This window comes from Enterobacter sp. BIGb0383 (genome assembly GCF_003751845.1).
Lineage (GTDB): Bacteria > Pseudomonadota > Gammaproteobacteria > Enterobacterales > Enterobacteriaceae > BIGb0383.
The window spans coordinates 1,196,291-1,219,066 of sequence record NZ_RJKQ01000002.1 but is presented as its reverse complement, the minus strand read 5'-3'; the positions used below and the strand labels follow the sequence as shown (position 1 = coordinate 1,219,066).

At 50.2% G+C, this 22,776-nt stretch carries 19 protein-coding genes and 1 tRNA gene; 12 read left to right on the top strand and 8 right to left on the bottom strand.

Going from position 1 to position 22,776, the window contains the following annotated elements:
- Positions 1-5: 5 nt before the first annotated feature.
- On the bottom strand, positions 6-1,025 hold the full coding sequence (locus EDF81_RS14110) for an NAD(P)-dependent alcohol dehydrogenase (protein ID WP_123348746.1): 1,020 nt from the start codon (positions 1,023-1,025) through the stop codon (positions 6-8).
- Between the two features lie 266 nt (positions 1,026-1,291).
- Between EDF81_RS14110 and EDF81_RS14105 the strand changes: the two genes are divergently transcribed.
- Complete coding sequence (locus EDF81_RS14105; RefSeq protein WP_123348745.1) at positions 1,292-1,762, top strand: ribonuclease; 471 nt, start codon at positions 1,292-1,294, stop codon at positions 1,760-1,762.
- Between the two features lie 69 nt (positions 1,763-1,831).
- Here EDF81_RS14105 and EDF81_RS14100 read toward each other — a convergent pair whose 3' ends face one another.
- The 3 genes from EDF81_RS14100 to EDF81_RS14090 all read right to left on the bottom strand — a co-directional run bounded on the left by EDF81_RS14100 (position 1,832) and on the right by EDF81_RS14090 (position 4,024).
- The gene (locus EDF81_RS14100) at positions 1,832-2,332 is read right to left on the bottom strand and encodes a hypothetical protein (RefSeq protein ID WP_123348744.1); all 501 of its coding nucleotides are present in this window, start codon (positions 2,330-2,332) and stop codon (positions 1,832-1,834) included.
- 97 nt (positions 2,333-2,429) lie between these two features.
- Positions 2,430-3,008, bottom strand: coding sequence for a bifunctional 2-polyprenyl-6-hydroxyphenol methylase/3-demethylubiquinol 3-O-methyltransferase UbiG (locus EDF81_RS14095; RefSeq protein ID WP_123349062.1), 579 nt, complete (start codon positions 3,006-3,008; stop codon positions 2,430-2,432).
- Positions 3,008-4,024 (bottom strand): HNH endonuclease, encoded by a 1,017-nt coding sequence (locus tag EDF81_RS14090; RefSeq protein WP_123348743.1) that lies wholly within the window; start codon positions 4,022-4,024, stop codon positions 3,008-3,010. The genes EDF81_RS14095 and EDF81_RS14090 overlap by 1 nt, the downstream gene beginning before the upstream one ends.
- Before the next feature lie 244 nt (positions 4,025-4,268).
- On the opposite strand from EDF81_RS14090, the gene EDF81_RS14085 reads away from it, so the two are divergent.
- Positions 4,269-4,353, top strand: a tRNA-Leu gene (locus tag EDF81_RS14085).
- A gap of 162 nt (positions 4,354-4,515) precedes the next feature.
- Here the strand turns inward: EDF81_RS14085 and EDF81_RS14080 are convergent.
- Both EDF81_RS14080 and EDF81_RS14075 read right to left on the bottom strand, forming a co-directional pair.
- Positions 4,516-7,518, bottom strand: coding sequence for a tetratricopeptide repeat protein (locus EDF81_RS14080; protein ID WP_123348742.1), 3,003 nt, complete (start codon positions 7,516-7,518; stop codon positions 4,516-4,518).
- Entirely contained in the window at positions 7,455-8,540 is a 1,086-nt protein-coding gene (locus tag EDF81_RS14075; RefSeq protein WP_148049930.1) for a dsDNA nuclease domain-containing protein, read from the bottom strand. Before EDF81_RS14075 ends, EDF81_RS14080 begins: the two co-directional genes overlap by 64 nt.
- A 489-nt stretch (positions 8,541-9,029) precedes the next feature.
- Here EDF81_RS14075 and EDF81_RS14070 point away from each other — a divergent pair, with 489 nt between their 5' ends.
- The 5 genes from EDF81_RS14070 to EDF81_RS14050 all read left to right on the top strand — a co-directional run bounded on the left by EDF81_RS14070 (position 9,030) and on the right by EDF81_RS14050 (position 13,543).
- Complete coding sequence (locus tag EDF81_RS14070; RefSeq protein WP_123348740.1) at positions 9,030-9,932, top strand: sce7726 family protein; 903 nt, start codon at positions 9,030-9,032, stop codon at positions 9,930-9,932.
- A gap of 6 nt (positions 9,933-9,938) precedes the next feature.
- Positions 9,939-10,871: a sce7725 family protein gene (locus EDF81_RS14065; RefSeq protein WP_123348739.1), complete on the top strand. Its 933-nt coding sequence runs from the start codon at positions 9,939-9,941 to the stop codon at positions 10,869-10,871.
- Position 10,872: 1 nt separating this feature from the next.
- Positions 10,873-11,898, top strand: a complete 1,026-nt coding sequence (locus tag EDF81_RS14060; protein ID WP_123348738.1) for an RES domain-containing protein — start codon at positions 10,873-10,875, stop codon at positions 11,896-11,898.
- A gap of 220 nt (positions 11,899-12,118) precedes the next feature.
- On the top strand, positions 12,119-12,379 hold the full coding sequence (locus tag EDF81_RS14055; RefSeq protein WP_123348737.1) for a helix-turn-helix transcriptional regulator: 261 nt from the start codon (positions 12,119-12,121) through the stop codon (positions 12,377-12,379).
- 156 nt (positions 12,380-12,535) lie between these two features.
- Entirely contained in the window at positions 12,536-13,543 is a 1,008-nt protein-coding gene (locus tag EDF81_RS14050; protein WP_123348736.1) for a zinc-binding alcohol dehydrogenase family protein, read from the top strand.
- A gap of 86 nt (positions 13,544-13,629) precedes the next feature.
- On the opposite strand, the gene EDF81_RS14045 is transcribed toward EDF81_RS14050, so the two are convergent.
- Entirely contained in the window at positions 13,630-14,274 is a 645-nt protein-coding gene (locus EDF81_RS14045; RefSeq protein WP_123348735.1) for a zinc ribbon domain-containing protein, read from the bottom strand.
- Between the two features lie 287 nt (positions 14,275-14,561).
- On the opposite strand from EDF81_RS14045, the gene EDF81_RS14040 reads away from it, so the two are divergent.
- From EDF81_RS14040 to EDF81_RS14020, 5 genes are all read left to right on the top strand, one after another.
- On the top strand, positions 14,562-14,921 hold the full coding sequence (locus EDF81_RS14040; protein WP_123348734.1) for a tlde1 domain-containing protein: 360 nt from the start codon (positions 14,562-14,564) through the stop codon (positions 14,919-14,921).
- Entirely contained in the window at positions 14,921-15,418 is a 498-nt protein-coding gene (locus EDF81_RS14035; protein WP_260232707.1) for a hypothetical protein, read from the top strand. Before EDF81_RS14040 ends, EDF81_RS14035 begins: the two co-directional genes overlap by 1 nt.
- Before the next feature lies 1 nt (position 15,419).
- Positions 15,420-15,911 carry a type VI secretion system tube protein TssD gene (locus EDF81_RS14030; protein ID WP_123348733.1) on the top strand — a complete coding sequence of 164 codons (492 nt, stop codon included), beginning with the start codon at positions 15,420-15,422 and terminating at the stop codon, positions 15,909-15,911.
- 319 nt (positions 15,912-16,230) lie between these two features.
- Positions 16,231-17,931 (top strand): Hsp70 family protein, encoded by a 1,701-nt coding sequence (locus EDF81_RS14025; RefSeq protein ID WP_123348732.1) that lies wholly within the window; start codon positions 16,231-16,233, stop codon positions 17,929-17,931.
- On the top strand, positions 17,928-19,280 hold the full coding sequence (locus tag EDF81_RS14020; protein WP_123348731.1) for a J domain-containing protein: 1,353 nt from the start codon (positions 17,928-17,930) through the stop codon (positions 19,278-19,280). The genes EDF81_RS14025 and EDF81_RS14020 overlap by 4 nt, the downstream gene beginning before the upstream one ends.
- A gap of 56 nt (positions 19,281-19,336) precedes the next feature.
- Here EDF81_RS14020 and EDF81_RS14015 read toward each other — a convergent pair whose 3' ends face one another.
- A complete protein-coding gene (locus EDF81_RS14015; protein WP_123348730.1) occupies positions 19,337-22,654 on the bottom strand; it encodes an ATP-binding protein in 3,318 nt (1,105 codons plus the stop codon).
- Positions 22,655-22,776 lie beyond the last annotated feature (122 nt).

Here is a 22,776-nt window from a genome sequence, read left to right as displayed (position 1 = left end):
TTACATCAGAAATCGGCTTTCAGCACCACGCGGTAGCGGGCCTTGCCGTCGCGCACGTGCTGCAGCGCGTCGTTGATTTTTGACATCGGGAACTCCTGAGTGATCGGTGCCACTTTGGTGCGCCCGGCAAACTTCATCATCTTACGCAGCTCGTACGGGTTACCCGTTGAGGAGCCGGAGACGCTACGGTCGCCTGCGATCAGCGTAAAGGCCGGAACCGGCAGCGGCTTCAGCACTGCGCCAACGGTATGGAAATTCCCGCCGTGGGCCAGGGCCTGGAAGTACGGCTGCCAGTCGAGATCGACATTAACGGTGTTGATAATCAGATCGAACTGGCCTGCCAGCGCGGTCAGCGCCTGCGGATCGCGGCTGTTCACCACTTTATCCGCCCCCATCGCCAGCACTTCCTGCTCCTTCGACGGATTAGAACTGAAGGCGGTCACCTCGCAGCCCATCGCGTGCAGCAGCTTAATCGCGATATGGCCCAGGCCACCGATACCGATCACGCCCACGCGGCTGGTGGCGGTCACGCCGTGCATCAGCAGCGGTTTAAACACCGTAATACCGCCACACAGCAGCGGACCGGCGGTTTCAATATCGATGCTGTCCGGAAGCGGGATCACCCACTGCCAGTCGGCACGGATCTTCTCGGCAAAGCCGCCGCGGTTCAGAATGGTCGGGACCGATCCTTCCTGACAGTTCACCTGGTTGCCGTCGATACAGGCATCGCAGTGGCCGCAGCTGCGCGCCGTCCAGCCAATACCCACGCGCTGACCAATCTTCAGGCCCTTGTTCTGCGCCAGGCTGCCCAGCGCCGCCACCCGGCCCACCACTTCATGCCCGGCAACCAGCGGATACTGAGAGAAGCCCCATTCGTTATCAATCATCGACAGATCCGAATGGCAAACCCCGCAGTAATCCACCTGCACTTCCACATCTTCTGCCCCCAGCGGGCCCGCATCGAATTCCTGCAGCTCCAGCGCGGCACCGGCCTGCGGCGCGGCGTAACTTTTAATGATGCTCATCACGGTTTCCTTTGATGTTGTGGTGATGGGGGAAGTGTAGAGCATCTGACGGGGCGAGGGGAGAAGGGGGGAGGGGGTATAGCCCGGATCGTCAAAGATCCGCCCGATGAGCAGAGCAATTTTGCCCGTTTTCTCCCGCCATCCAGCCAATATTGCCGCACGTCAGATATAGCATCCATACTCAATGCAAATGTCAGCCGCTCCCACGCCAGCATGGTGCCGCAGAGCGGCTGTTTTAGACTCCGATAAACACACAGGAAATAACGATGAAACTGACTCTGACAATGCTCACGGCTGGGCTGTTTCTGGCACTGCCTGCTTACGCCAGTCTTCCCCAGTGCGATGCGGTGGTCACTGAGGCAAATGCGCTTCTGGCGCGGCAGGGCAAACCAGTTGTGCAGGATGAGAAAAAGCTGGTGGCACTGCTGAGAACCCTGAACCGGGATGGGGTGCTGCCCGCTGAGTATGTCACCCGCGACCAGGCCAGGAGGGTGGGCTGGAGCGGCAAAGACAGTGATTCCCTGTGGAGTATCTGGATTTTGAACAAGAAACAGCTTGGTGGCGACCTCTGGACCGGTAAACCGTTACCGATCAAAGCCACCTGGCGCACTGCGGATCTCGACACCGTGCGCGGCTACCATAGCAACAAACAGCTGATCTTCAGCGCGGAGAGTGCGACGCGTTACCTCACTCCAGATAACGGCGGCACGTTGGTCACACTGGATCCTTGCCAGTAACAGGCAGCGCGGTCCTGTGCGTTTCGGCAGGGCCGCCAGCGTAGAGGAAAAAAGGCACGTATCCGGGCATCACTCTCCCTGGATATCCACGTGCTTAATCAGGGACAGTTTACCCTCTTTGAGCGCGTAATAATCATACGCGGGCTTATCTCCCTCTTCCCCGCTGCCGTAGGTAACCAGCAGATTGCTGTCCTGTTTCATATACACAATCTCTGCGCCAAAGGGCACCTTGACACCTTCCCGGATGCTATAGCTCTTAAATGACAGATTCAGGGCGCGGCCGGTGCGTTTATTGATAAAGGCCGTCTCGGTGCAGGCAAGGCCGCAGCCCCAGCTGGTGGTGCTGTACTCACCTGCAAATGCCACCGGATTCGCCAGCGCCTCTTTAAAGCGGGTGCGATAGGTGTTGGTAAAATCATCTGAATAATCGACGCTGGCGGCGGTTTTGCCGGTATAAAGCGGAGCGGCCGGATAGTCCTTGCCCTTCGGCAATGCGTCTTCGGTGAAACCGTACGCGGGCAGCAGCATGGCAGCAATCAATAACAGGGCGCGGGAAGCAATCCGTGGCATAAGTATCCTTGTGTGGTATGTGGATAAACAATGCCGCGATAATGCGCCGGAAAATCTTTGTTATCAATCAGATATAGGTTAGGGAACGGTTTTTTCTTCAGGCGTGAACCAGAAGCGCGTTTAACCAGGTCTCGGTACGCTCAGGGCGCTTATCGGCAGTTGTCCATATCTTGCGAATCGCGATCCCTTCCAGAGGCTGTACCAGCGCCGCCAGCCCCGTTTCATTCAGGTCCGTAAAGCGACGACCCTCTTTTGCCCGCTCACCCTCGCCGTACTTAAAGGAGACATACCAGATCCCGCCCGGCTTCAGCGCCCGCGCCAGGCGCTGCATCGCATCCGGCAGTTCGGCAGAGGACACGTGCAGCAGCGAGGCGCAGCACCAGATCCCGTCATAGCGGCTGACCGCCTCTACCTCATCAAAACGCATCTGACGCACCGCCAGCCCCGAGTGCTCGCGGGCCATCGCCACCATCTCCGGCGACGCATCAAAGGCGTCCACGGCGTAACCCAGCCCGGCAAACGCCCTGCTGTCGCGACCGGAGCCGCATCCTGCGTCCAGCACCCGTCCCTGCGCGGGCAGCGCCGCAATAAACGGGCGATACAGCGACGCCATATCCACGTCCACCGTGCCGCTAAAAAACGCATCCGCGTGCTGTCTGTAATAGTCCATTGTCATCAGAATCTCTCCGGCCCGGCGGCGGGCGGTTCCCATTGGTGAAAAATCACGTTAGTCAGAGCCGCATTCCAGCTCTGGGATAAAAAGCTGCCACGTGCCGTTGCTGTTTTCCCGGTCTGACGGATCAGCGTCTCGCGCAGCGGCAGATGGCTGTTAATAAAATACTCATTGCGGTTATGCAGACGCTGGAGCAGCTTCGCCGACGGCAGACGGGCAAACTTGCCCTGTTCCCCACGATTACAGCACTGACAGGCCAGGACCAGATTCCAGACGCCGTGCAGATTGGTCACCGCACCCTGGGCTTTCCACGGAATAAAATGGTCCACGTCCGCCAGCGCATCCTCTCCGCTCACCACGCTGATCGGCGCATAGCAGTAAAAACAGTGCCCCTTCTGATAGCCGTTCAGGCTGTCCCGACAGCTGGTAATGGTAATACGCCGCTGATTCTGTCGGCTGAACAGCAGCTGCGAGCCCAGATCATACTCAACCGCAATCAGGCTGCGCGACACGCCCATCGCCCAGCCCTGCTCAACCAGATTCCAGCGCGCTTCCGTCTCCGGCATCAAATTCCGGTACTGCTGGCGCTCCGTCAGATAGTAGAAATTATCCGTCAGGCGAATACCCTTACTGGTCTTGCGCTCGTCGAGGAAAAAGCGTTTGTCGATCGGGGCCTGATTCACCGTGTGAAAGGCATCAATCACATTATTAAAGCCCCTGCGCACGGTAATCTCCATCAGCGTATCCTGGTCTATCTCACCGGCATTAAAGCGCTTACAGGCGTCAATAAACTGACTGTTCTGCGAGGTAATCTGCTTGGGCGCATCCACCAGGTGACGGCACAGATGCTGACTAAAATGCAGCGCCAGATCGTCGAGCAGGATCAGATCGCTGCCGCTACGCGGGACATCATACAGGGCGTGGGCCAGGGCAAACTTATAGGACGCCACGTTTCTGCCAAAAAGGATAATCCCGCGCCAGTAGTTCTCCAGCGTCGGATCGGCCTGAATAAATTGCATCGTTGATCCTGCTCTCTGCAAGGAAGGGGTTACAGCAACCGGTAACGAGATCAGATAACAAACGCGGCAAAATGTAAACGCCGGAGGTCACGTTGCAGAGTTTTGCGAGGCGGGTAGAGGAAGTGCGCGGGGTGAGTGCAGGGTGTTGATTTTTTCGACGTTTAGCGGCCCAGCGTGGCCTGAACGCTTGCGTGAAGGAGTGCAGCAGGTATAATGCACCCGCTATCAGCAAATCCCCTTCCGTGCCGGAGTGGCGAAATCGGTAGACGCAGTTGATTCAAAATCAACCATCGAGAGATGTGCCGGTTCGAGTCCGGCCTCCGGCACCACGCTGAACAGAGAAAAGTCGCTTAAGGGCGGCTTTTTTTGCGTCTGGAATTCAGCATTTATCCATCACTCCAGCTACATAGCTCTCTCAAGGTCAACTGACTTCAACGTACATCTAGCAACATATGTTGGTTTAGATGATGATACTTCCGGTTCGATTAGGCTTAATTTCCATTACGAATCTTCTCAAGTAGAGAACGAGCCGTGTTCGACAAATTGATATTTAGCCATGGAGCTGCAGCCTCCAATATCAACGCTACTTTTGCAGTTCCCGAATATGACGTGTTCATACATGCCTGTTCGATGTTGGGTATAGCCATATTTGGGGCCCTGAAACCAAATTTTTGGAACTGGCATGCATACTGCCAGAGTTTAGTTAGCCACTCCTCCATAGGTTGAGCGACGAGACTATGGATCGTCCGGCTGGCATCCAGTAGCCGGAAAGAGTGTCCCCACAGTTGTTCTGGAGATGATCGGTTTAAATTTAGCGCCTGCAGAGCTGCAGCTGCCAGCTGATAGAGATTGTCTGTTTCTGGAACTTCGCCTTGCAGGACACGAATGAACTTACTAAAACTAATGGGCGGTCGACCGAGAATTGCTAGCTCATTATACCAAGAGCTAAAAGGCAACTTCAGCGGGGTGGTGCTGGAATAATTGGAAATTGTTACCGCTAGAATCACTTGGCAGTTCAAGGTCCAAGGAGCTTCATTATTCCAATAGTCATCTGGTAGCTTGGGGAGGTCATCGATGGAGTATAAATCAACAATACTTGTTTTTGTAATTCCTCTGAAATGGTTGATTGCATGGTAATCCAGAAGTACTGAGATTAATTTTTCAAAGGTCTTATCACGTAACATAGTTTCTAATGCCAAAATTCCCCGGTAAATCCTGATGTGGAGAGGCATAATGCTATTTGTTTTATTTTTGGCGCGTTGCGCAATAGTATTACCTAGCGACAAATATGATTCTGTCGTGACTAGTAACTCCCACACACCACTTATGTCGACAAGTCGGTGGTCAACAATGTTTTCATGTGGATTTGGGTTGCTACACATACCAGGCAATGGCCTAGCAAGACTGTCGTCTGTGTACCCACGAGCAGCAAAATGAACCCAAGAAATAGCATGTCTGATCGTAGCATGGAGGTGGTGGGCTAGATGCTCTTCCTTAGGATCTACATCTTCTAAACTATCTAGTACATCTGCGAAAAGTGATAGACACTCTTTAGGTTGACTTGCGTGCCATAAAGAAACAGCACAATCAGCAGAAAGGCCAATCCCCATTAGTTTCTGAATATTGTTCTGACGGGCTGCCTCGGCACCTTGGCGGAAAAGCTTTGATGAAAACATCCAATTGCTTAATTTTGCAGCGACAATACCAGCATCGCGACAGGAAGTGACATAATTGACTTTATCAAGTCCTGGTAAAAGTAGGGCGTGTTTGAACGAGGTTAGAGCTTCTTCGTAGCGTTTTAAACGCAAAAGGACTTTTGCGCGCTGATTGATAAGCTGGGCATCATCACCAAATATTTTGTCTGCTTCATCTAGAGCTGCCATAGCATCTTCAGGAGCTTCAGCATATTCATCATAGATAGAAGCTATTACTGCGTAACAGGCAATAGAGAGCCTCTTAATACCCCACTCACGGGCTTTTGACTCGGTAAAACGCAGCACTGATAAGGATTCTTGTACATTAGTAGAAATTGCTTCAACATCTTTCCAGCATGCTTGCCGAATTAACATATTAGGAAAGTCTGATTCGGAGTCACAGATTGAAAATAGAGTTCTTCGTTTTTTTTCATCGATCTTTTCAAGAGCAATAACCAACTCCCTAAGATCTTTCAAACCGTTTACTCGGATAGCTTGAAATAAGAATAAATCTCTTGTTGCGTGAAGAATTTCTGGGGTATCGATTTTAGCAGAAGATTCGAAAAATTTTTCGGCCAGAGCAGTTTCGATACTTTCATCCATCAGATTATCCAAGATTCGTACAACTGTAGCCGCCGGAATATGTACCTCCAGATTACTTAGAATAATCGTATATGCCATGGCTGAAAAAAGAATCGATTCTTTTTTTGCTTTTGCATTGGCAACGATATCTTCAATAATCTGAATATCTATCAAAGCACTCGCATGTTTTGAAAGTGATGAATTAAGCCGAAATTGGAGTAAACGTAGTACCAGTTCTGTTGATAATTCGTCATCCATGATTTTATTTCCTGGGGATAGTGCTACCTCCGAAAACCAAAACATGGGCTCACGGAGATAATACATAGCATGCTCACCTTCTCTGATAATCACGCTTGCTAACTGAGATATGAGTTTCTTATCTTTCGCTGAATAAGCATGCCAAAAGGCCCCTGATAAATCGTCCTGGTTTAGGATTTTTTGACTGAGAATACAATTAGCAACATTAAGATGAAGGTCAATTATGTCTCTTTCTGAAAAAACACTCTGTGCGGCACCGATCAATAGAGGAGAAACACGATAGAGATCTGGACCCTCTTTTTCAATCCAGGGACCAACAAGTGTGTCAAAGATTTCACCTGACAAGATTACTGAAGGAGCTGTATTACCTAGGGTCAAGGCTAAGTTGCGATGAAAACGACCGGTGATAATACTTAGTCGATAGGCCAGCATCCTGGCTGCATCTGAAGGAAACATTTTTATTAGACGATTACGTGCATCTAAACGAATACGTTGAATATCTTCAGGATTGTGGAAATCTTCTTCTGTTACACTCCACCCTTGGTTGCTTAAGGTTCTGATTCGTGCGTGGACCAGTTGCGGGTGTCCTTGCGTCGAAGCGTAAATGTTTTGCCCCCATTCTATAACGCTATTAGATTCACCGAGACCATGAAGGATAATAAGTTCATTGATCTCTTCACGATCGAAATAAGGGATTTTCTGTTCACTTTCAGATGGAATCCATAATGCAGGGAACAGGGACAAAGGAGGTCGTTTCTGTCCTGTAGCAATTACCATGCCGTTGTTTTGGGTGATGGCAAAGATCAATGCAATCAGTTCGCGTTCAAAATTGGAAATATCACTTAAATCGAGATCATCTAGAACTAAAAAAGAAGGGTAACCACGAGTGTTTATTTCTAGAGCTGCTCGGGCAAGGGCCTCTTGAATATGTTCAGTGCGACGGCCACGAAATCCCCCCATTCCCATCTCTCGCTTGATGTAGCAGCTAACATCGCCGCAATATTTGTTTTTCCTGTGCCACTACTTCCATAAAGAAAAATCACACGGAATGATAAAAGATGACTATGGATTTTCGCAACCAATGCCTGACGACGAAGAGCTCCTTCGACAACCGGGAGAGGAGTTGTAAGGGGGTAGGGAATATCCCAAAGTCGGGTAAGGCTGCCAGAATCATTATTGTTTGCAAGCTGTTGCAATTGACTGTTACTTCTGAGAGTTTCTAGCAGACTTTTGGGAATCGATTCAGTAGTTGCTGTATCAAATTCTGTAAGAAAATCAGCCCGAGAGAGAGGTTTATGTCCTTTTACACTAAGAAGATCGACTACATGTTTAAGAAGATGCGAGAGTGCTTGGCATGAATAATGTGTATTGGTTCGATAATAGTGACCATGAATTTTCAGCTTATCTTCAATAGCTAGTTGTAAGGCATGTTTATTTTTGGCACCTAGGTCCCAGTTTATACGTAAAAGCAGCTGAGTATGTAATGTTTCATCGGAAGACGAGCGAAGAAATGCCAGTAGGTTTGGGGATAATTCAAGTGTCGTGAGAAAATTGCGTAATGGTGGGATTAGCGCTTTGTCAGATTGACAACGGTACCAGTATTCTAGGCCTTTCTGTTCCTGTCCAAACGGTGTTCCTTTTTCATGCCCGGCGTTCGCTGTGGTCAGAAAGCGGAGTTTGATGTCATGTTGTGGATTGTCTTGCTGCAATGACCAGAAATTGTTGAGTGCGGCTACCACATCTGCCGACCTAAGTGTTAGTTTGCTGGTTAAATCTTTAACCTGCGTGCTGATTACAGTCTTATTAGCATAAATATCAAAATCTTCAGCACATTCGAGAAAGAGTACCTCGTCGTCCTTAAGGTCTACCCAAGCAAGTACACTTTGGTAAATCTGGTAAACGTAGCCACGAATACTATCTGTCGCATCCCGTTTGCTGTTGACTTTATAATCAGGGGTAACAGGTTTTTCCGATTCCATCATGCTTTCCTTAACATTATTCACGTTCAGTATACACCTTCTGAGGGTGCTTTTTTCTTGTCTCCGAGTACTGTTAGAAGCACTTAGCAGACGCTTTGGGGTTGTTATGTTTGCAATCAGTGATAGAGCGTATACAGTATAGAGAAATTAGTGGTTTAGTGAATTTTGTCACCTGAATTGAAACGTGGAGTGCCCAATGTTAAAGAAATCCGTTTCATATGTGGTCTGAGGGCTGCCTCCTTAGATAATCTTTATCTTTTACGATCAACAGATTGTGTGATATCTCACAACCAAAATTTTCACAGGGTACTAGAATTGATTACATACAGTAAGGTTATCAACTTTTCTATGCAGGGTACTGCTGGTTTGGTAACCTAAGGTGAAAATTTTTTAATAGCCTTCCTGCACTTGATGAGCGGTTTTTATGGGGTTGTGCTAAGGATTTTGACAGTAACCAATTAAGATCCTGAACGATGGGCTATGTGATTCACCATGATGATAAGTAACGAACTTAACTCTTTTCAACTGACAGCTTTGAGTAGACTTTTTTCCGCTTCCGTCTTCAGCGAGATAGCGAAAAGAGGGCAGTCTCCTATGTTTGCTCGCTCTCTCCGAGAGACCGAACTTTTTGACCATGCAGATACATTTGGGATTACCGTTGGTGAAGCCTTCAATGAGGCATTTGCCTTACTTAGACAAACAGGCTTGCGGAATGAGTATGTTTATCGTTCTGCACTCACACACAATCTTTTGCTTGGGAAGCATTCATTAAGAACTGCCTGTATGCTTAATGAATTCAGAATCGGCTCTTGCAAAGCTGATCTCATCATACTGAACGGAACTGGAACGGTTTACGAAATAAAATCCGAAAGGGATTCCTTAAACCGTCTACAAAACCAAATAACAAACTACCGTAAAGCATTTGGGAAAATCTATGTGATAGCAGGTTCAGAACATATAGATGATGTGCTTAAAACAACTGAATCTACCATTGGGGTATTGAGTTTAGCCCGATGGAATCGAATATCTACTATAAGAGAAGCTGAAGAAGTCTTAGACTTTATATGCCCTGTAACAATCTTTGAGTCATTAAGAATTAATGAGGCGAAAATTATTGCTTCCGATTTAGGTATAAAAATCCCCGACTTACCGAATACTCAAATGCATGGTTTCTTGAAAGAAGCATTTAGTGGCTTACCACCTATTTCTGTATATAATTTAATGCTGAAAACTTTAAAGGAAAGCAGAAGTTTACTTTCTTTAAGAGAGTTGATTCTCAACTTACCAAAGTCTTTGCAACCAGCGGCGCTTTCTATTCAGCTTCGCTCTAAGGATCATGAGCGATTAATTAATACTATGCGGCTTCCTCTTAATGAGGCATTGTTATGGGAGTAACAAACTATGTATTATCCTTATTTTCGTGGGAAACAATTTGAACTGTTGGCTATTAGAGATACTGCTAATGTAATGGCTGAGGCAGGTTTTACTCCAATAATAGAGCCTGTGAGAGAGGCTCTCAACGGTCTTGAACGAACACTGAAAACAATAAAAGAAAATGATGGTAAGGCTATTGTCATCATTAATCCGGCATGTGGTGATCATTCTACCGATGGACAAAGTATAGCTCAATTATTAAAAAAGGAATTTAGTAAGTATGAGAAGATTTCTGTAGGTATACTTCTTGATAAGAGTATGACTATTGCTAAGGTTGATAATCTCCTTTATTCAGATCTCGTTCATGAAGTCACCTTCATCCATGCCGGGTTTGATGAGCCAAAAGTTTTACATGAAAGGTTTGGGGATGGATACAAACATGTATTTATTTCTAACTATTGTTCTAAAGCTTATCGAAAACATTTTTCGGGTTCAGAAAGAATTTTAATTAAAGATGGCTTTGAAAAAAGACGAAATGCTGACCATCCTGATTCTGAGTTCTTTTCAGATCTTCATCTTAATTATGAAGAAGAGGGTATGAATGGTTTTGGTGATTTTTTAATTGTTGGAGATGAATTTAGTGAATCAGGTGGACCTGCATATGCAGTTGCTATTCATCTTACTTATATTAATGCGAAGCATGAAGAAGAGATGTACATCTATCATTTTGTTTCGACAACACGTAATACACCAACAGATCCAGCAGGTAAGTTTGCACAATCACTTGAAAAATTAATGATTGCTTTAAAATCCGGTGAATCTATGTTGCTTGAAACATCGGCCATTAAAGAGTTTAGACGATTGCATAATCCGAGCCACTTCCCTGGTTTAGGAACAGTAAAAAAACTGTCAATGATTCACCACATAGAAACCTTGGCTGATTTCATGGATGATAAATAATATGATTAACTACTGCTGTGCGAATTGTTTTGGGGATAAAGGGTTAAAGAAAAATATCATACCTTCACTTTCCCCTAGTTTTGGTGATTGTTCGTATTGTGGTACAAAAGACATTGAGATTATTGAGCCTTATGCTTTATTTGATCATTTTAGTTCATTAATAAACATTTATGAACAGCATCCGGATGGTAAAAGTGTGGTTGCACATTTGAAAGAGGATTGGAAGCTATTTTCACATCCTCTTTTAGATGAGGCTCATGCTAAAGAACTATTAGGTGATATACTTGATGATGGGAATGTTGTAAGAAAGTCCTTCGTACTTTCTGATAGTTATAAAAGTGAATCTCTTGCATTATGGGATAATCTTTGTCAGGAACTAATGTATGAGAACAGATATTTTCTCAATAAATCACTTGATACTGATAGACTTGGTGAGTTATTAAGTTTTCTTGCTTTAGAGGACTTTTATCAAACTTGGTATCGTGCCCGTATTTTTACAGATGATATTGCCTTCACTGTAGACAAAATGGGGGCCCCTCCCAAGAGAGCAGTTAGTCATGGTAGAGCAAACCCTACAGGCATACCATATTTATATCTTGGCTCTAATCCAGATACGGCTTTGTCTGAGATTCGTCCTCATACAGGTGATAGAGCCTGCGTCGCTGATTTTAATTTAAAAGATAACTTGACTCTAATAGACCTCAGAAACCCTCGTGAAACCGTTTCGCCATTTTTATTAACTGATCCAAGTGAGATGGGGAAAATGCTTGCAGATATACCTTTTCTTGAACGACTTGGTTACGAACTAACAAGACCCGTATTACCCAAGAGTGCAGCCATTGATTATATCCCAAGCCAGTATATATGTGAGTTTATAAAGAAAACTGGATTTCATGGAGTGCTTTATAACAGTTCTGTGAGCGATGGAATCAATCTTGCTCTTTTTGAACCGATAAATGCTACTGGAGGCAATGTAAGTATTTATGATATAGATAAAGTCGAAGTTAGTGTAAGCAAACAAGATTAATATACTCTTTGTTCGATTATCACCAAATGGGACTGATGCTATCACCGATAATGTGAGTTGCTTTAATTACTAAATATCATAAGGATAGTTGCGATATTCGAGTCCGGCCTTCGCCGCCATTGATTGAATGCCTATGCACACTACGTTTCTCGTAGTATCCACCACCTCCCAAACCAGCGACAATCCTTAAACCATCCCCTACTACCACAGGAGTGACCCGATGGTTAAAACGGATATGCATCCCGCAGATATCATTGCCGGGCTCAAAAAGAAACGTATGTCTATGGCAGCGCTTTCACGGCAGGCTGGCCTGAGTTCTTCCACGCTGGCGAACGCACTGTCTCGCCCATGGCCGAAAGGTGAGCACATAATTGCTCAGGCACTAGAAATGGACCCCGCCGATATCTGGCCGAGCCGCTATTACGATGAAAGCGGCAATCTTATCGACAGAACACGACTGATGCGCGTGAAGAAAGAATGACGTTCTGTCCAGAAGGCGGCATAACTCTGCTGCCTTCTGCTCCCCATTTTCCCTCCACGCGTACAACACTTATCCTATCCCCCCACTGTTTCTCTCGCACCACCGGGCCTACCATCATCCTCACTAACCCAGAATCCATCCCCATCAGGAGAGCTCATGAAAGCCATTGCCATTACGAGTCCGGCCACAACCGGCAGCAATATCCCGTCCTTAACCGTCATCGAGCTGCCCGTACCGGTTGCTGCTGGCCACGATCTGCTTGTCGAGGTGCAGGCGATTTCCGTTAACCCTGTCGATACCAAAGTCCGTGCGGGCTTTAACGCCGGAGAGCCGCGCGTGCTGGGCTGGGATGCCGTCGGGGTGGTGAAATCCGTCGGTGAGGCGGTGACGCTGTTTCGCGAGGGGGATAAGGTCTGGTACGCCGGGGCGCTCGGTCGGCCCGGCAGCAATAGCGAGTTTCAGCTGGTCGATGAGCGTATCGTCGCCCTGAAGCCTCAGACGCTGGACAATGCCTCTGCGGCGGCGCTGCCGCTGACGGCCATTACCGCGTGGGAGCTGCTGTTTGACCGTCTGGGCGTGAAGGAGGGCGGCAATAAGGGCGATACGCTGCTGATTGTCGGTGCGGCGGGTGGCGTCGGGTCGATTCTGACCCAGCTTGCCAGCAGGCTGACCGGCCTTACTGTTATCGGCACGGCGTCCAGGCCGGAAAGCCAGCAGTGGGTGCGTGAGCTGGGTGCGCACCATGTTATCGACCACAGCAAGCCGCTGACTGAAGAGCTGGCGCGTATTGGCGTGAAGTCGGTAACGCACGTCGCCAGCCTGACCGCGACGGCGCAGCACTATGCGCAGATTATCGAAGCCCTGGCCCCGCAGGGGAAACTGGCCTTGATTGACGATCCTGAGACCCTCGATGCCCGTCCGCTGAAGACCAAAAGTATCTCCCTGCACTGGGAGTTTATGTTTACTCGCTCGATGTTCGGGACGCAGGATATGATCGCCCAGCATCAGCTCCTGACGCGTGTCGCTCGCCTGATTGATGACGGGGTGCTAAAGACCACTCTCGGCGAGCACTATGGCGCGATTACGGCAGAGAATTTACAGAAGGCGCACCGCCAGATTGAGACGGGTCGTGCGGTGGGTAAGATTGTGCTGGAAGGGTTCTGACAGGGCTGACTGAGTGACGGGGTTTTATCATCGATCGCGGCTGAAACCCCGTTTACTATTGCAATATTCCCGCTATCTGGCATGTCTCACTTTTCAATATCCGGCATCACCGTGGGATCAAAAAGAATACGGTGCATGCCCGGGTTTCTCAGACATATTAAAAGCTGGGAGCGGTCCTCTTTAGGGCCAACCATTCTTAATTTCATTTCCGTTCCACACCAGGGGCAATCGCAGCTGATCCGGGTCAGGTAGATTTTCCCGTCCTTGCCGTACTCCAGGTTTTTTAATCCCAAAAAAGGGCTGAACCGATGGCGTTTTAACACGGTCGGCAGGAATAACATCATGACGGACAGCGCAAGCACGGGAAATAGGAAGTGGGGGATGTATTTGAATGAGGTGAGATAGGGCAGCACGATGCCAACAATGCTGGCGATGCTCCCAATCGTGCCCAGCGTCAGGAAACCTGAGCTCTCTCCAAGCTTTCCCTCTGCTGACCAGGGGAGCCTGACAAACTCCCGACGCAGGTTCAATATATCGGGATTAATATTGTTGGAGTTGTTGTAATTATCACCTGTGTGAATGCTGCTGTTGGTGATGGTTGAGTTTTGCGTGTTGATGCTTCTGTCGCCGGCCGTAATCGCGCCATTTTCCGGGGCGGATAATTTACCTCCGCACTCATTGCAATATTTGTCCTCATCCCTGACGGTATAACCACAATGACGGCAGAACATGATGGCACTCCTTTTTTATTTGATGACTCTGCTAATGATGCTCAGTTTGCCATCAAGGCATCCGGTTTTATAGGGTTGATACGTTTTTTGGGAAGCCAGTCAAATAGAGCAGCCAGGCCTGGCTTGTTAAGTTGACGCTCCTTATCGCGCCCGATCTCCTGCTAATAAAGCTCCGCAATTGCTCAAAATGTGACCTTGTCAGATTTTCCTTCTCGTCGTTGTTGATAACGTCACGGCTACTGCACAGCGAGTGCGGGTTAACACAATAAACAGGGAGGGCTTAGCCAATGTCATGGGAGTATTCACAACAGACGGGTGTTCTGACTCACAATGGTCAGTTCTTTGCGCAGGGCTACAGCGGGGCCGGTACAGGAGAAAATAACCCCGCGATGGAGAGAGTAAGAAACACAGGTCCCATCCCGAAAGGGCATTATCGAATTACCGGTGCACATGACACCATTACCCGCGTCACAGTGGTTTTGCAGCCAATTCTGGGTACTGACACCTTTGGGCGGGATAATTTCCGCATTCATGGTGGAAGGCGCTCAGGAGAGCATACTGCTTCTCAGGGCTGCATCATTATTGATGGCGTTGCGCTACGTCAGCAGATCGTCAATAGCGGTGACTCAATATTAGTGGTGCGCTAATGAGAACACTACTTATCATCTTTTCTCTCTTCCCTTGCCTGGCCTTTGCGGTCGTTTCTCCGACGGCGGAGCAGCTCACTAAAGAGATTGAACAGCAGGGAGCAGGCGTTGTTATTTCCCGGCTCTATCAGAATAACGAAAGAGAGTGGCGGTACGTCACCGGCCAGATTGCCACGGGCGAAAACCGCTGGCTTAAGGTCGCGTCACTGCTGGCATCCGACACCGATGCGGCGTCTTCCGAAACCCTGACCACGGCGGTTGCACTTGCCATCCCTCATAATCCTGCGGGCGTGTTGGGTATTCTGACAGAGCGAGAGATGCCGCTGAGTATCAGGCAGGTATGCGGGTTGCCTTTTTACGTGATGTCGGAACCCGAGTTCAATCAGTATGTTCTCGACGCGATTCGCGCCCTGTACAAAGTCCCGGCGGGAAAAGCGTGTATGGACACAATGATCAATACCATTGGTCAGTCAGACGGATTTAATGAGGATAATTAATATGGCCATTCCGGTGTATATGCATCTGACGGATGATGCAGGCAACAGGATTAAGGGATCCGTTGATATTAGCGGGCGAGAAAATAGCATTGAGATTCTGGGGCTACATCATGGAGTATCTATCCCCACCGATAGTGGTACCGGGCGAATAACGGGTACACGGTCACATCTTGCTTACCTGATCGAAAAAGAGACGGATGCGTCAACGCCATGGCTTTATCAGGCGCTCTCCACGGGCAAGACGCTGAAGTCTGCAGAGCTGAAATTTTATCGCATCAATCACGCAGGTCAGGAAGAAGAGTATTTTAATACCCTTCTTGAGAACGTTAAGGTTGTTACCGTGCTTCCTTTGATGCATGACGTAAGAAACCAGAAAAAGAGCCAGTTCAATCATATGGAGGCGGTGGAACTGCGCTATGAAAAGATCACCTGGCATTATCTGGACGGTAATATTATCCACTCGGATAGCTGGAACACACGAAAAATGGTTTAACAGGTCGCTGCACCAAACCCGACCGTCCGCAAAAAGTAGTGCGCGGACGGTCACTTCTGAAAAATGGCATTACACGGAACGGTAAACCGGCTCCGCTGATTGTCTCAGCAACGGGTGACCTTGTTTTGATACGCTGCATTGCTAAATTCAGGACGACTGGTCAACGCCAGAAGCAGGATAATCAGCCGTCGTACGTGGGCGCATTCCCCCAACCATCTGTTCACCCCCTCCTACCTTTTTTCGCAGTTTTATTCGTCCGATCCCCCCACACCGCTTCTTGTATAATCGACGCACTATGGCAGGGATATCAGGAACAATAATGACAAAGGCGCCGGTTTTAGGGATCGACCTTGGCACAACCAACAGTGCGGTCAGCCTGTTGCAGGAAGGTAAGCCCGTATTGATCCCCAATCAGTGGGGAGAGGTGTTAACGCCGTCGGTGGTGGGGCTGGGTGACGAGGGCGAGATCCTCGTGGGGCGTGCGGCCCGGGATCGTTTACAGAGCCATCCGCAGATGACGGTGGCCAGCTTTAAGCGCTATATGGGCACCGCCGTTCAGCTCTCTCTGGGGTCGCAGCTGTTTCGGGCGGAGGAGTTATCCGCCCTGCTGCTGCGCCAGCTAAAAGAGGACGCTCAGGCCTGGCTGGGGCAGGCGTTAACGGAGGCGGTGATTACCGTTCCGGCCTATTTTAACGACGTTCAGCGCCGGGCGGTGAAGAACGCTGCCAGGCTGGCGGGGTTAAGCGTGGCCCGCCTGCTGAATGAGCCGACCGCGGCGTCGCTGGCCTTTGGTCTGCTGGAGAACCGCGAGCAGAAGTACCTCACCTTCGATCTCGGGGGCGGCACCTTCGACGTGTCGATTATCGATATGTTTGAAGGGGTGGTGGAGGTCCGGGCCAGCAGCGGGGACGTGCGGCTGGGCGGGGATGATTTTTCAGAGGCGATCCTGCAGTGGATGCTGGCTCAGCATCCTGAACTGAAGGCCGCCTCTTTGTCCGTCAGGGCGGAGCTGCTGGCGAAAGCCGACGGTATCAAGCAGGCCCTGAGCCATCATCCTGAGGCGGAAGCGACGCTGGAGTGGAACAACCAGAGCTGGCACTGGCGGATGGATGAGGAGCAGCTTGCCGCCTGCTGTAAGGCGCTGCTGACGCGGCTGCAGCGTCCGGTGCAGCAGGCCCTGCACGATGCGCGTTTTTCGCTGCACGATCTCGACCATATTCTGCTGGTGGGCGGCGCGACGCGGATGCCGCTGGTCCGGCAGACCGTGGCCCGGCTGTTCGGGCGCTTCCCGCGTCACGACCTGAATCCCGATGAAGCCGTCGCGCTCGGGGCGGGCGTGCAGGCCGGGATGGTGATGTCGGACGCCGCCGTGGAGGATATTATCCTCACCGATGTGATGCCGTTCTCACTGGGGCTGGAGGTGGCCAAACGTCATCAGAGCCAGCTGGAGTCGGGCTTTTTCCTGCCGCTGATTGAGCGCAATACGTTTCTGCCGGTGAGTAAGACCGAGACGGTGAATACCGTTGAGGATAACCAGACTCACGTCCTGCTAAAAATTTATCAGGGTGAAGGGCGGAAGGTGCAGGATAACGTCTTCCTCGGGGAGATGCGTATCGATGTTCCGCCCCGGCCTGCGGGCGAGGTGCTGCTCGATGTGCGTTTCACCTACACCCTGGACGGGCTGCTGGAAGTGGAGTGCCACCATCAGGGCAGTCCGGCGGTGTCGCGCCTGGTGATTGAGAAAGTACCGGGGCAGATGAGCGAGGAGCAGATCGCCGAAAGCCTGCGTCGTCTGGCCGATCTGAAACAGCATCCCCGGGACAGGCCTGAGAACCAGGCTCTGCTGGCGCGCTGTTCGCGTCTGTATGAGCGTCTTCTGGGCGAGGAGCGGGTCTGGTTAGATCAGGGCCTGACCGCGTTTGAGCAGGCGCTGGACAGCCAGGATCTCCGCCGTATTGCCACGCTGCGGCAGCAGGTTGAGCAGTTCCTCGAACGCTATGAGGCGGGGGATCTGCTATGAGTATCTGGCAAACTCTGGAGATTGCCCCCACCCGCGATGAGTCAGAAATCCGCCGGGCCTATGCGCGACGGCTGAAAGTGTGCCGTCCGGACCGCGATCCCGCCGGGTATCAGGCATTACGCGAAGCCTTCGATGAGGCGAAACAGTGGGCGAGCAACGACCTTGTTTTTGTTGAAGACGAGATACTGCTGACGTCGGAGCCGGAGCCGGAGCCGGAGCCGGAGCCGGAAGAGCATGATGCGGTTGTTTCGCTTTTGCCGCCGGAACCTGTGGAGACGCTGCCGGAGACGACCGTTTTTTATAGTGAAAGCGATATCCAGGCCCTGGCGAGCCAGCTGGTCGCCACCGAAATGACGGGCATTATCCGGCTAACTCAACTCTGGTCGGCAATCGCCGACAGGGGAAGTCTGGGGCAGCAGCAGCGTTTTCATCAGGATCTGGCCTCCGCCCTGGCGGAAGAGCCCGGGCTGACGGAGGGGCTGCTGGAACGCGTAGCGGGGATGCTGGAGTGGCGGCTGGAGGACTACGACAACAGCCATATTATCCCCCAGCATATCCAGTATGCGCTGCAAAACCAGCTCCGGGAGACCGAGCTGGCACGCGCCCGCAGGCAGATGGACATTGATGAGAAGCACGGCTCCATTCTGAACCGGATCGCACTGAGACTGATGCGAAGCGAGCGGCAGACCGTCCCGTTCTGGCTACGTCTGGTGCCGGGCGCTATCACCCGGCTCTCCCGGCAGGTTAATGAGATCCTCTACTACTACCCGGAAATGGCTTCGGAGCTGAACCCGACCCTGCTGGCGTTTTTGCAGCAGCCGAGGATGGCGCTGAGCTGGCAGGGAATTTTTCTGCTGGGGTTCTGGTACGTGGTATTTAATGGCGTGCTGAAGCTCTCTGAGGTCAGTACGGCGGTTGGCGCTGTGGCCGTCGCGATAGTGCTGTTTTACCTCTACGTCAGCGATGCCATCATGATGGGGCTTGAGTCGAGACCGAAACTGCTCGGGCGCTTCCTGGTGGCGGAGTGTCTCTTCTCTGTCGGGGTGATACTGCTCTTCTTTGGCGGGCTGATGGGCGCGGCAGCCCTCTCCGTGCCAGCGACCGGACACGGGCCACTGGCGCTGGTCGCGGTGATTTATATGCTGTTAGTGATGATTGTGTTCTGGGCGGCGTGGCCGAAGAATGTTCCCCTTATCCGCAAGCCGGGGATCGTGATGAGCCGTATTTTCTCCAGCCCGTGGGGGATGATGGTCTGGCTGAATTTCGCCTGGTTTTCGCTGCTCTGGGTGGTGATCTACTGCGTATTGTGCACCGTTGTTTTTGCGGAACTGCTTAAGCCGTTTTCCTGATTGATTAGGCATTACAACGACGCTAAGGGCTGTTTATGCCCTTAGCATCGCATCACTTACAGAACGTCAACCCTGCTTTCAGGCAGCGTAATCACGCCAGGAACGCGTTTTTGTGGCAGGATTTTTGCCACGTCTTCAAACCCAGACAGGCTCTGCCATACGCGCGGATCGCCAATAACAAAAAAATGCTTTTTGGCCCGGGTGAGGGCGACGTTCAGGAGATTGGGTTTGCTGGACGCCCATATTGCCCCACCGCTATTCTGTTCATCGCACCCAAGTACAAAAATAACAATGTCGTTCTCTTTACCCTGGAAGGTATGGACGGTGCCGATACCGCGCTTTTTCCATTCGTTGATGTGTTTACTTTTTAGCAGCGGCGCGTAGCGCTGCCACTCTTTCAGACTGCGTTGCGCGATAAGTTCTGATAGCGCCGACTTAACGGCTTTAAACGGAGTGATAACGTAAATTGACTGCAGCGCGACCTGCTCTGATAGCAGGAGGTCTATTAACGCCAGCAGGCTGATACCATGGCTGTCACGGTACTGTTTGCTGCCCTGTCCACCTGCTGATATCAGCCAGTGGTTCTCCAGTTGTGCAGTGACAGGCTGGCTCCGGATTTTTTCTGCATCAAGGCCATGAATCATTCGGTTGTTATAGGCCATCTTATTGGCCAGGCTGAACATCGGTTCAATACAGCGGCGATGTACCCACAGGGGAATGCCAACCCTGATATTGATATTCATGACTTCCAGTTCACAGCCCCAGCGGTTGGCGCGGTCGGCGATTTGCTGTACGGATAACGTTGCCGGATCCCAGTCATTAGCATGTTCATGCAGGACATCCTGACAAAGACGTTTTACCAGGGCAGGAGAGGCCGTGAAGACGGGTTCAATCTGTAATGGATCGCCGACGACTAATACGCGCTTTGCGCGCCAGATAGCGCCGACGGCCTGTTGTGGGGATGCCTGACCGGCTTCATCGATCATAAGCCACCCCAGCTCTTCTCCTTTGACACCCTGTAACATGCGTCCGACGGAGGCGAAGGTTGTCGAGAGGACCGGAACAAACATCGATAATGTTTGCCACCAGCGTAACGGACGGGTTTCTAAATGAGGTTGGCTTAAAAAATTGCCTAACCTGTAGATATTATTTCTGAAACGCTCGATCCCCATCGCCTCATAAAGCCAGGCCTGATGTAATTCAATTGCCGCTACAAACAGTCTGGAACGCAGGCGGTTTATGTCTGCGTTTTGCCAGAATGCGCGGCGCTGTAAGTCCGGATCGTTGATTGCTTTCCCGCTATCGGGTAATGCCATACCTGAAAACTGCTTTTTCAGCGCCAGCAGGGTCTGATTTTCATGGGCAATGTGTTCGATATCCTGCTGGAGACTGCGTTTACGGGCTTCTGTCTCATTAAGACACTCACGTTGAGCTGCAACGTGCTGTGTCTTCTGCGTCAGCTCCCGCGTTTGTGTTAACTGGAGCTGCCGGAGCGTACGTAGCTGTTCCTGATAGGTACGATATTTTTGCCGTTTTAGCAGAACGGACAGCCAGCCAGGGGCGTTTTCTTCCAGCGCTTTTAACTGCTGCGCGCTGTATTGCACCTGGGCCGCAACCACATCTCGTTCCGCCTCAGCCTGCAACAGTTTTTCATGATATTCGGCGCGTAACGTTTCCGTCTGCGCCAGATTGAGTAACAGCGTTTCGCGTGAGGTTTCCGAGTGTTTATTCAGCAAGTTGGCAAAGGTTTTTAACTGATTTTGCAGGTCTTCAACCTGTTTCAGGCAATCCTTAAAATGCATTTTCGCTGCGGCAAAAGAGGTTGCGCGATGTAACTCTTTCCAGCGCCACAGAGTGAGAAAGTTTTCATTAGCAGGGCGGGCGTCTTCAGCGGGTGTTTTACGCAGGAAATGTTCATTAATCAGCAGTCGCTGCGCGAACTGTTCGCGGTTTGCTTTTTTCCCCAGGGCGGCTGAAATTAAACCCCAGCACTGTTTTTCTTCCTCCAGAGGGCGAAAAAGATGGTAATCGCGCTCTTTGTCTTCGCCATTTTTACCTCTTTTTTGGGCATCTTTGGCAAGGCGTTCTGCTGCGATTTGATTTGCTGTTGGTGCAAGATAATCAAGAGAGCGGAATTCTTCCGCAAGGGATTTCTTTTGCGGTAACTCCCTGGATATATTTTCCACTGCGGCATTGTTTGACGATGCAACAATCATTTCATAGCCGGTGAGCCGGGAAACGATAAAACCTTCGCGATCCAGCGTGGCATCGACATTATTGAATTCACAAAGTATTTTTGCGCGTTCAACAACATTATTGGCCACCAGGTCGCGGAGTAGGGTCGTTTTGCCCGTCCCCGGAGGTCCATTTACTGAGAGTAATCCCCCCTCCGCGAGCTCTTCTATCGCCGTATTGATCGCAAATTGCTGCATAAGCGACATGGCATGCTCAGGTTCAGCAGGCCAGCGCCCCATGGGCATCTTATCAGGATGTAACTTATCAATAATGGCGCTGAGCCCTTCCGACGAGTAGAGGTCCGTCTGCCTGGGTACAGGCTGCGAAAGGTACGCCGTGAGAGCTTCAGGCTTCTCAATATGAAAAGTCCTGATGGTTTTTTCCAGGTCCTCAAAGTAGAAGCTATTCAATATGGGAAGCGCCAGGGCTTTTTCACCCTCGCTCAGGCTCTCTTCCTCTTCACTCTCTTCTTCCTGAGGGGAAACGTTGGTGTCTCTGCTGCCACCAAACCAGTCGATTTGCAAAGCGCACTGCCATTCTGGCGAAAAATCTGCCCATTCGGTTAAATGCGTCGTTAATAGTGTCAGAATATCGCTGGCCCGGAGTACCCTGGGACCTTTTTCACGAGCCGGCTTTAAGGTGATCGAGAAATTTTTAAACGTATTCGCAAGGTGCATACAATCAGCTGCAAATATGCCGGATTCCAGCTGTTGAAATCGTTGTTTATCCAGATGACCCAGCGCCCAGGGAAGTGAGCTGACCGAGAATGTATCCACTATCGGTGCACCTTCCTTATCCAGCTGCAGCTTAGCAAAACAGGTTGTTCCTTCCTGGTTCAGACGCTGTTCACACTCTTGTTCATCATGCCCTTCGTTTGGGCCAAATACGCGAAGGCTAATGGCATTGGCGATGCTTTTCTCAAACAAGCCAATATGCAGCGTAAACGACGCTTTGGGCGGGATTTCATATAGCTGACGTAACTCTGCGGAAAGCCAGGGGAGGGCGTTATCACCCGCGCGTAAAAGCTGGCTCATTGGGATACGCAGGCTTTTATCTTTTTTTTCAAGAGGGTATGGCTGGAAAAACTCAATGCGTTGCCAGGCACGAAGGATATTACTCGGGTGAGGGGTCATGTCCATATGAGCTCTTTGGTCATTGCCTATAAAATATCAATGTCAGTGAGGGTACTCCAATCTATACAGGTTTTACAGTGCAGACTCTGATATCCATTTACCCGTCACAATCGCCATCAGGTATGTTT

What these genes read in the sequence shown, in the direction of transcription:
- EDF81_RS14110 (WP_123348746.1), bottom strand. Translation starts at nt 1,025, where the DNA reads ATGAGCATCATTAAAAGTTACGCCGCGCCGCAGGCCGGTGCCGCGCTG.
- EDF81_RS14105 (WP_123348745.1), top strand. Translation starts at nt 1,292, where the DNA reads ATGAAACTGACTCTGACAATGCTCACGGCTGGGCTGTTTCTGGCACTG.
- EDF81_RS14100 (WP_123348744.1), bottom strand. Translation starts at nt 2,332, where the DNA reads ATGCCACGGATTGCTTCCCGCGCCCTGTTATTGATTGCTGCCATGCTG.
- EDF81_RS14095 (WP_123349062.1), bottom strand. Translation starts at nt 3,008, where the DNA reads ATGACAATGGACTATTACAGACAGCACGCGGATGCGTTTTTTAGCGGC.
- EDF81_RS14090 (WP_123348743.1), bottom strand. Translation starts at nt 4,024, where the DNA reads ATGCAATTTATTCAGGCCGATCCGACGCTGGAGAACTACTGGCGCGGG.
- EDF81_RS14080 (WP_123348742.1), bottom strand. Translation starts at nt 7,518, where the DNA reads ATGGGGGGATTTCGTGGCCGTCGCACTGAACATATTCAAGAGGCCCTT.
- EDF81_RS14075 (WP_148049930.1), bottom strand. Translation starts at nt 8,540, where the DNA reads ATGATGGAATCGGAAAAACCTGTTACCCCTGATTATAAAGTCAACAGC.
- EDF81_RS14070 (WP_123348740.1), top strand. Translation starts at nt 9,030, where the DNA reads ATGATGATAAGTAACGAACTTAACTCTTTTCAACTGACAGCTTTGAGT.
- EDF81_RS14065 (WP_123348739.1), top strand. Translation starts at nt 9,939, where the DNA reads ATGTATTATCCTTATTTTCGTGGGAAACAATTTGAACTGTTGGCTATT.
- EDF81_RS14060 (WP_123348738.1), top strand. Translation starts at nt 10,873, where the DNA reads ATGATTAACTACTGCTGTGCGAATTGTTTTGGGGATAAAGGGTTAAAG.
- EDF81_RS14055 (WP_123348737.1), top strand. Translation starts at nt 12,119, where the DNA reads ATGGTTAAAACGGATATGCATCCCGCAGATATCATTGCCGGGCTCAAA.
- EDF81_RS14050 (WP_123348736.1), top strand. Translation starts at nt 12,536, where the DNA reads ATGAAAGCCATTGCCATTACGAGTCCGGCCACAACCGGCAGCAATATC.
- EDF81_RS14045 (WP_123348735.1), bottom strand. Translation starts at nt 14,274, where the DNA reads ATGTTCTGCCGTCATTGTGGTTATACCGTCAGGGATGAGGACAAATAT.
- EDF81_RS14040 (WP_123348734.1), top strand. Translation starts at nt 14,562, where the DNA reads ATGTCATGGGAGTATTCACAACAGACGGGTGTTCTGACTCACAATGGT.
- EDF81_RS14035 (WP_260232707.1), top strand. Translation starts at nt 14,921, where the DNA reads ATGAGAACACTACTTATCATCTTTTCTCTCTTCCCTTGCCTGGCCTTT.
- EDF81_RS14030 (WP_123348733.1), top strand. Translation starts at nt 15,420, where the DNA reads ATGGCCATTCCGGTGTATATGCATCTGACGGATGATGCAGGCAACAGG.
- EDF81_RS14025 (WP_123348732.1), top strand. Translation starts at nt 16,231, where the DNA reads ATGACAAAGGCGCCGGTTTTAGGGATCGACCTTGGCACAACCAACAGT.
- EDF81_RS14020 (WP_123348731.1), top strand. Translation starts at nt 17,928, where the DNA reads ATGAGTATCTGGCAAACTCTGGAGATTGCCCCCACCCGCGATGAGTCA.
- EDF81_RS14015 (WP_123348730.1), bottom strand. Translation starts at nt 22,654, where the DNA reads ATGGACATGACCCCTCACCCGAGTAATATCCTTCGTGCCTGGCAACGC.